Here is a 757-nt window from a genome sequence, read left to right on the forward strand (position 1 = left end):
TACAACATCTGGTGTAGTTGGAATAATGCGTTCTTTAACGGATACCTTGAAGTTATTCTTAGTATCATCTGCATCATATGTACGTCCGTTTTCAGTTGTGAATCCATCGTTTACCAATTCATAACCAGCTTTTTGAAGTGCCTCGATACGTTCTGCAGTTGAGTAGTTGATTGCTTCTTCGAACTTACCAGAAACGCTATCAACATCACCGAGAACTTGTTCTGTTCCAGATGTAACATCTACGTATGTAATTGTAGCGTTTTGAGTTGCTTTTTCATATACGTAAGTAACAGTCGTTAGGCCATTTGCAACAGTACCAGTTGCATTAGCTGGAGTTTCTGTCAAGACATAGCCTGGAATTGTCTTAGCTGATGATGTGTAAGAAGTACCAGTTTCTTCGTTTTCAACAACAACAGTTGTATCAGCGATTTCATTCCCTTCATTATCAACATACTTAGCGATAACTGTACCGTCTTCTGACAGAACACGTGGGGTATAAGTAGCTTTCGCCACTGTACCATTTGTATCTTTACGAACCACAACAACACCTTCTGGTGTTCCAACGTAGTTGGTTACTGGTGTAAAGGTTACCTTACCATCTGGCTCAACTGTGTAAGTACCTACATTTGGAACAACCTTAGTTGTTGTACCATCTTCAAATGTAGCTGGAACAGTGTTGTCCATTGGCACATCTGAGTGACCTGGTACAAAGGTTGGTGTTCCAGATTGAGGAGTGTTCTTAGGACCTACAGAGCTT

Annotated in this window: 1 protein-coding gene; it reads right to left on the reverse strand. The window is 40.7% G+C overall.

The window, feature by feature from the left end; genetic code table 11:
* Positions 1 to 757: mucin-binding protein (locus tag STRDD10_RS10025; protein ID WP_197458346.1), on the reverse strand; the 757-nt coding region annotated here is incomplete at both ends.

Source organism: Streptococcus sp. DD10, assembly GCF_001578805.1.
Lineage (GTDB): Bacteria > Bacillota > Bacilli > Lactobacillales > Streptococcaceae > Streptococcus.